2 protein-coding genes are annotated in these 8,177 nt (G+C 74.8%); both read right to left on the bottom strand.

The features are described 5' to 3' along the window. Nucleotides 1-27 precede the first annotated feature (27 nt). On the bottom strand, nucleotides 28-3,669 hold the full coding sequence (locus tag ITI46_RS05250; protein ID WP_209238199.1) for a beta-ketoacyl synthase N-terminal-like domain-containing protein: 3,642 nt from the start codon (nucleotides 3,667-3,669) through the stop codon (nucleotides 28-30). A gap of 17 nt (nucleotides 3,670-3,686) precedes the next feature. Next, the gene (locus ITI46_RS05245; RefSeq protein ID WP_209238198.1) at nucleotides 3,687-8,108 is read right to left on the bottom strand and encodes an SDR family NAD(P)-dependent oxidoreductase; all 4,422 of its coding nucleotides are present in this window, start codon (nucleotides 8,106-8,108) and stop codon (nucleotides 3,687-3,689) included. Nucleotides 8,109-8,177 lie beyond the last annotated feature (69 nt).

Raw genomic sequence — 8,177 nt, 5'->3', positions numbered from 1 at the left:
GGTGGGTTCCGGTGCCGGGGTCGCGGGTCAGGCGAGCATGTCGGCGACGACGCTGTCGGGGAGCTCGTCGATCCGGTCGACCAGCTCCGCCTCGACGACCTGCGCCATCGCCGCGACGGTGCCGGCCTCGAACAGACCACCGAGGTCGAGCTCGATCGGGAAGTGGTCGCGCAGCCGGGAGATGACCTGCGTGGCGAGGATCGAGTCGCCGCCCAGGTCGTGGAAGTCGTCCTTGGGATCGACTTTGGCGAGGCCGAGCACCTCGGCGACCGCCTCCGCCACCATGGCCTCCAGCGCGCCGCTCTCCGGGCCGGCCGCGGTCCCGTCCGGGGCCGGCCGGGCCGGTGCCTGCCCGGCGGACGCGGCGGACGCGACGGCCGGGGAAGCCGCGACGGGCTCGACGGGCGCGGCGGCGGCGGTGGCGGTGGCGCCGGGGTTCTCGGCCAGCATCACGGACTCCAGCGCCTGGTCCTCCCGGGTGGCCAGCAGCGAGAAGGTCCGTACCGAGCCCATGCCGGCCCGCTCCAGCGCCTGCCGCCACATCGGGGCGCTCAGCAGCGGACCGTTGGGCAGCCGGGTGTCCTGGAAGGACCACCAGCCCGGCATCAGCCCGAAGGTCAGGGTCGGGAACGGCTGCACCCGGGTGACCTCCAGCAGGATGATGACGCCGCCAGGACGCAGCAGGGAGCGCGCGTTGGCCAGGGTGCGGTCGATCCGCGCCGTGGCGTGCAGCACGTTGGTGGCCAGCACCACGTCGTACTCGCCCCCGGCGAAGCCCTGGGAGGCCGGAGCCCGCTCGATGTCCAGGACGGCGGTGTCCAGGAACTCGTGCTCGCGGCCGTACCGGTCGGCGCCGTAACGGGTGAAGCCGCGGGAGATGTCGGTGTAGGTGTAGCGCACCCGGTCGCTGTACGGGGACAGGGCCGGCAGCACCGATGCGGTCGTGCCACCGGTGCCCGCGCCCACCTCCAGCACCGCGACCGGAACCTCCGGGTCCCGCTCGAGCCGGGCGTGCACATAGTCCCCGACCAGGCGGGCGACGAGGGCGTTGGCGTCCTGGTCGCTGTGGTAGACGCCCTCGACGGCGGTGAAGGAGCCGTCGGGGAACAGCACTTCGTGTGCCTTGCGCTTCCCGGTCAGCACCTCGGGATAGGCGTCGAGGCAGGAGGTGAGCAGCTTGGCGAAGCCAGCCATCTCGGGCCTGCGGCCGAGCAGTTCGCCGGTGAGCTCGTCCACTGCGGCCTGTTCCCACTGCAGGGTCATCGCCGCGCACTCGGCGGTGGTGGTGTAGCTGTCACCGTCCTCGGCAAGATACCCGGCGTCCACCAGCAGCCGCACCAGGCCCGCCAGCTGGCGGTGGTGCTCGGCGACGACGCCCAGCCGGCCGATCAGCTCCTGGACGGTGTACCGCTCCCCCGCGGTGGAGAAGACGCCCATCCGGCGCAGGGACGCCAGCAGCAGCCGTTCGCACAGCGTCGCCAGCTCCCCGGCCAGTTCCTCGGCCTCCAGCGCGGCCCGCAGGCTGGTCCTGTCGGGGTGCTCGGCGAGGTGCGCCGACGCCGCGGCATCCAGTTCGGGCAGCACGGACGGCACTCCGGGCCCGGCCGGTTCTGCCGGTCCTGCCGGTCCCGCCGGTCCTGCCGGTACCCCGGTCTGCCCGGCGTTTTCGGGCTGCCCGGACTGCCCGGACTGTGCGGGCTGTGCGGGCTGTGCGGCCGTTGAGTCCCCGGCCGCCGAACCCAGCGGGGCGATCGGCGCCGAACCGTCGGTCGGACGCTCGATCGGGGTGCCGTCGGCCCAGACATGCGGATAGCGGTTGCGCTCGAAGGGGTAGCCGGGCAGCCCGATCCGGCGCGGTGCGGTGCCCAGGTGGAGCCGTGCCCAGGAAACGGGCTCGCCTGCCGCCCACTTCGCCGCCGGCTCGGCCAGTGCGGCGGGGAGACCGCCGGTGTCCGTCTCCTCGCCGGCCGCCACCCGGTCGAGCTTGTCGGCCAGTTCGGCCGTGGAGTCCGCGACCACGGCCGCCCGCTGCGGCATCGGCTCCCGGCCGACCTGGAGGGTGTAGGCGACATCCGCCAGATCCGCTTCGGCGAGCGGACCGCGCAGCGCGGCGGCGAGTTCGGCCGCCTTGGTACGGAGCCGTTCCGCGGTCCGCGCGGAGAGCGGCACCAGCTGCCGCCGGGGAGCGGCCGCAGGCGGCGCGCCGGGCGCCGGGTGGTCGGAGAGCACCAGGTGGGCGTTGGTGCCGCTGTAGCCGAAAGAGCTGACCGCGGCATGCCTGCGGCCGTCCGGGCCCGGCGCCCACGGGGACTCCTCGGTGGCCACCCGTACCGGTGCGGCGGAGAAGTCGATGTGGGGGCTGGGAGTGGTGAAGTTCGCGGCGGGCGGCACCACTCCGGCCCGCATGCTCAGCAGCACCTTGATGACGCCGAGCACTCCGGCGGCGCCCATGGTGTGGCCGATGTTGGCCTTCACCGATCCGATCGGGCAGTAGCCGGTGCGGTCGGTGAGCCCGGAGAAGGCCGAGGTGATGCCCGCGATCTCGATGGGGTCGCCGAGCGTGGTGCCGGTTCCGTGCGCCTCGAAGTAGCCGAGCTCGTCCGCCGTGACGCCGCTGCGGCCCAGCACCGAGCGCAGCAGTGTGGCCTGCGCCTGGGTGCTGGGGGCCGTGATGCCCGAGGTGCGGCCGTCCTGGTTGGTGCCGCTGGCCCGGATCACCCCGTGAATCCGGTCGTTGTCGCGCAGCGCGTCGGACAGCCGCTTCAGTACGAGCATGCCGACGCCCTCGCCGACCAGCATGCCGTCGGCCTCCGCGTCGAACGGCCGGCACCTGCGGGTGCCCGAGACGGTGCCCAGGCTCTGCATGGTCAGGAACACCCCGGGGTGGTTGGCCACGTACACCCCGCCCGCGAGCACCACATCGGCCTCGTCCGACAGCAGCAGCCGGGAGGCGAGGTCGAGGGCCACCAGCGACGAGGAGCAGGCGGTGTCCATCGCCAGCGCGGGCCCGGCCAGATCGAGGTGGTAGGCGAGCCTGGCGACCATGACGCTGGTGTCGGAGCCCAGCAGCGAGTGGGCGTTGTACTCCGCCTGCGGCGCCAGACCCGTGGTGCCCACCACGGTGCCGACCCGCCGGCCGCGCAGGGTGGCGGCGTCGATCGCGGCGTCCTCCAGCGCGTGGTAGCTGGACTCCAGCAGCACCCGCTGGGCCGCGTCCATCGCCGCCGCCTCGGTCGGCGCGATACGGAAGAACGCCGGGTCGAAGGCGTCGGTGTCCGGCATCGCCCCGTAGCGGGGCAACTCGGCGCCGGGGAAGGCTTCCTGGAACATCCGGACCGCGACCGGGTCGCTGATCTGACGGGTGACGTCGCGGCCGTGGCGCACCACGTCCCAGAACTGGCCGGGGTCGGCCGCGTCGCCGGTGCGGCAGTGCAGCCCGACGATCGCCACCTCCTCCCGGGCCGTCTGCTCGGCCAGCACCGACTCGACGTGCGCTGCGAGCCTGCCGATGTCGGGGTGGTCGGCGACCACCCCGCTGGACAGGCTGGTGCCCAGCCTGCTGTTGATGGCCTCGACCAGCGACACCGATCTGGCCAGGTCCAGGCCCCCGATGGTGGTCAGGTTCAGTTTGGCCGCGGCCTCCTCGACCACGCGCACAACCTCGGACATGTCTCTCCCCTCCGGATTCAGGCGCCTGCCCACTCGGTCAGTGCACGGTGGTTGGCCCGGTCTCGTTCGTCCGCCGCCAGCCCTGCGTCCTTGCGCAGCCGCAGCAGCACCGGACGGGTCCACCCGCGGCGGTGCGGCTCGGCGAGCCCGGCGTGGTCGAGCAGCGGCGCCACCACGGCCGGCGGTTCGGTGATCTGGTCGACGACGAGGCGGGCCGAGCCGAGCAGCGACACCCACGAGTCCACGCTGGGCACCAGCACCCCGGCAGCACGGTCGTCCAGGTCGCCGCGCAGGGTGCCGACGTGGTCGGCCAGCAGCATCCGGCCGCCGTCGATCAGCGCGGCGTCGATTCTGGCCAGCAGCTCCCGCTTACGGCGTACGGCCACCAGGCAGCCCAGGGCCACCACCAGGTCGTAACTGCCGGGCAGGGCCTCGTCGGGAGCGGCGGGCACCGTATGGACCACGGCCGCGCCCTGCTCGGACGCCAGGGTGGCGAGGTGTTCGCCACCGCCGCCGCCCAGGTCGGCGACCGCGCCCACGCCGGCCAGGTTCTCCGGCGCCAGCAGCGCGGCCCAGGAGTCCTCGCCGGCTTCCGCCCCGCCGCCGGCGGCCGCCTGGGCGGCCTGGGCTGCGGGGATCCGGTCGGCCAGCAGTCCCAGCAGATGGCTCGCCAGCGCGCCGGCGGTCGCCTGGTCGAAGACCAGCGTCACCGGCAGCCGCAGCCCGGTCGCCTGGTCGAGCCGGTTGCGCAGCTCCACAGCGGTCAGCGAGTCGAACCCGAGCTCCGCGAAGCCGCTGTCCTCCTCGATGTGTTCGGGCTCGAACCCGGGCAGCACCGCCGCGACGTTCTCGGCCACCAGCGCCAGCAGCACCTCCCGCCGCCGGTCCGGCTCGGTACCGGCCAACCGCTCCAGCAGCGAACCGGACGACGCCGGGCCCGCGGTGCCGACCGGCACCGCGGGGGCATCGGCGGGCGCGGCGGGCAGGTCGGCTGCTGCGGCGGGTACGTCGCCTCCGGCGGCGCGTACGTCGGCCACCGCCGCGCGTACGTCACCTCCCGCGGCGGGTACGTCACCTGCCGTGCCGCGTGCGGCGGCTGCCGCAGCGGACGCGTCAGTTTCCGCCGGGCGCACGTCAGTTGCCGCGGCCGAGGCCGTGGCAGGCCGCGTTGCCGGGGTCCCGGACGCAGCCGTCCGCGTCCGGGGAGCGGCCGTCGAGGGCTGCCGGACGAGGCTGCGCAGCACCGGGTGCACGGGTGCGGACCGCAGCGCGGGAATGTCCAGCCGCATCGGCACGGCCAGGTCCGCCGGTGCCGCGACGGCGGCGTTGAACAGCGCTGCGCCGTCCTGGTCGGAGAGCATCCGGAACCCGCTGCGCACCATCATGGCGGTGGCCTGCTCGTCCTCCAGGAGGTCCCGGGTCAGATCGCTGACGCTGGACCACAGCCCGAACGCGATGGACAGGCCCGGCAGGCCGTCGGTGCGGCGGCGCCTGGCCAGCGCGTCCAGGAACGCGTTGGCCGCGGCGTAGTTGGACTGCCCCGGGTTGCCGAGCACCCCGGCGGCGCCGGAGAACATCACGAAGACGTCGGGATCGGCGGCGCGGGTCAGCTCGTCGAGGACGACGGCGGCGTCCAGCTTGGCCCGCAGCACCGGCGCGAGCCGGGCCCGGGTCTGGCCGCTGAGCATGCCGTCGTCCAGCGCCCCGACCACCTGCACCACACCGGTGAGCGGATGCGCCTCCGGGACACCGGCGAGCACGTCGGCCACCTGGTCGCGGTCGGTCACATCGCAGCGCACCACCCGCACCTCGGCCCCGAGCGCGGTGAGTTCGGCTGCCAGCTCGCGGGCCCCTGGCGCGGCCTCGCCACGCCGGGAGGCCAGCACCAGGTGCCGTACACCGTGTGCGGTGACCAGGTTGCGGGCGATCACCGAGCCCAGCGTGCCCGTGCCGCCCGCGACGAGCACGGTGCCGCCGGGGGCGAACGTACGGGGCATGACGAGCACGATCCTGCCGATGTGCCTGCCCTGGCTCATGGTGCGCATCGCGTCCCGCGCCCGGCGGACGTCGAGCACGGTGCGGGCGGGCGGCGGCAGTACGCCCCGCTCGAACAGCGGCAGCAGCGCGTCGAACATGGCGCCGATCCGCTCGGGGCCGGCTTCGACGAGGTCGAACGCCTGGTAGCGCACCCCCGGATGGCTCCGGGCCACGGCGTCGGCCTGCCGGATGTCGGTCTTGCCCATCTCGATGAACCGCCCACCGCGGGGCAGCAGCCCCAGCGAGGCGTCGACGTGCTCGCCGGTGAGGGAGTTGAGCACGACGTCGACCCCGCGGTTGCTGGTCTCGGCGGCGAACGCGGCGGCGTATCCGACATCCCGCGAGGAGCGGATCAGCGACGCGGGTACGCCCATCGCGCGCACCTCGGCGTGCTTGCCCGGCGACGCGCTGGCGAACACGTCGGCGCCCAGGTGGTGGGCCAGGTGCACAGCGGCGCTGCCGACGCCGCCCGCGGCGGCGTGCACCAGGACCGACTCCCCCGCCCGCAGCCCGGCCAGCTCGACCAGACCGTAGTAGGCGGTCAGATACGCCACGGGCGCTGCCGCGGCCTCGGCGTAGGACCAGCCGGCCGGGATGCGCCGTACGGCCCGCGCGTCGGTCACGCAGACGGGGCCGATGCCACCGGGCATCAGGCCGAACACCCGGTCGCCCACGGACAGTCCGGTGACCGAGGGCCCGACCTCGGTGATCACGCCGGCGCCCTCGGCACCGAGTACCAGGTCGCCCGGATACATCCCGAGCGCGCCCAGCACATCGCGGAAGTTGAGTGCAGCGGCGCGCACCGCGACCCGTACCTGCCCGGCGGCCAGCGGACGGGACGCGTCCTCGGCGGGCACCAGCGCCAGGCTCTCCAGGGTGCCGGGCGCCGTGCTGTCCAGCCGCCAGGCCGGGGTGTCCGGCACCGTGAGGCCCGGGTCCTGCGCTGCGGGCACCAGCCTCGGTACCAGCACCCGCTCGCCGCGCAGGGCGATGTGGAACTCATCGGCGGCCACGGCGGCGGCGATCGCGGCGGGCACCCCCGCCACCGGCGCGTGCCGGTCCAGCTCCACCAGGACGAGCCTGCGCTGGAACTCGGACTGAGCAGCCCGCAGCAGGCCCCACGCCGGAGCGTTCACCAGGTCGGAGACCGGCTCGCCCGGCTCGACCGCGATGGCTCCCCTGGTCAGGACGACCAGGCGGCGGCCGCGGTTGGCCGGGTCGGTCAGCCAGTCCCTGGCGGTGTCGAGCAGCGCACCGGCCGCCTCGTGCGCGGCGGGCACCAGCCCCGCGGTGGTCACCGGAACGTCGGCGGGCCCGCGCAGCGACAGGACGGCGTACTCCCCGCCGTCGGTGGGGGTGACCACCTCGGCCATGCCGTACGGGTCGGGGCCGAGCAGCGACCAGGTGGCGCGGGAAGCGGCGTCACCGGCCGCGGCACCGGATGCGGCGGGCGGCTCGGGAAGCGGCTCCCACCCGAGCGTGAGCAGCGCGTCCCGCACCAGGTCGGGGCGCTCGCCCGTGGCCGAGCGCAGCACCAGGCAGTCCAGCTGCGCGACCGGTTTCCCGTCCCCGTCGGCCAGTTGCAGCGCGACGCCGGAGCCGCCCGCTGCGGTCAGCCGGGCGCGGGCCCGGCCGCCGGCTCCCGGGCTGAAGACCGACATGCCCTGCCAGGCGAACGGCAGCAGTCCCCCTCCGCCGTCCATCCAGGTACCGAAGCCCATGGCGTGCAGTGCGGAGTCCAGCAGAGCCGGATGCACGCCGTACCGGCCGGCTTCGGCCATGCACCCTGCGGGCAGCTCGACCTCGGCGAAGATCTCGTCACCGCGCGCCCACACGGCGCGCAGGCTCTGGAACGCCGGGCCGTAGGTGTAGCCGGCCGCGTCCATGGCGGCGTAGTAGTCCTGCGAGGGCAGCTGCTTGGCCCCCGGCGGCGGCCACTGGACCAGGTCGAAGTCCGGCGCGCCGCGCAGCGGGGCCACCGTGCCGGTGGCGTGCCGCGACCACGGCCGGCTCCCGGCGGCGCCGGCCGGCCGCGAGGTCACCTCGACCCCGCGCGTCCCGTCCGCCGCCCGCGGCGCGAACACGAGCTGTACGGTCACCTCGTCGGCGCTGGTCAGATCGAGCGGCGCGTGCAGCGTCAGCTCCGCGATCGAGGCGGCGTCCACGGCCGCACCGGCGCGCCCGACCATGTCGATGAAGGCGGTACCCGCCAGCAGCACGCGCCCGTTGACCAGGTGGTCCCGCAGCCACGGCTGCGCCGCGAGCGACACGCTGCCGGTGACCGTGACCGTCCCGTCCGCACCGGTGACCGCACCGGAGAGGTCGAGCAACGGGTGCGCGTCGGCGCTGCGCGCCCCGGACGCAGCGGCTCCCGGGCCCCCGGTCGCCGCCGCCGAACTCACCGGCAGCGCCGAAGCGGTGGGCAGCGAAGCGGCCAGCGGCTGCGCGGGCCCTGTCTCTTATACACAACT

Source organism: Streptomyces oryzae, from assembly GCF_017676365.1.
Taxonomy (GTDB): domain Bacteria; phylum Actinomycetota; class Actinomycetes; order Streptomycetales; family Streptomycetaceae; genus Streptomyces; species Streptomyces oryzae.
This window is presented reverse-complemented; position numbering and strand designations above follow the sequence as displayed.

Bases quoted from the DNA above. Each gene is read 5' to 3' on its own strand.
- ITI46_RS05250 (WP_209238199.1), bottom strand. From the start codon at position 3,669: ATGTCCGAGGTTGTGCGCGTGGTCGAGGAGGCCGCGGCCAAACTGAAC.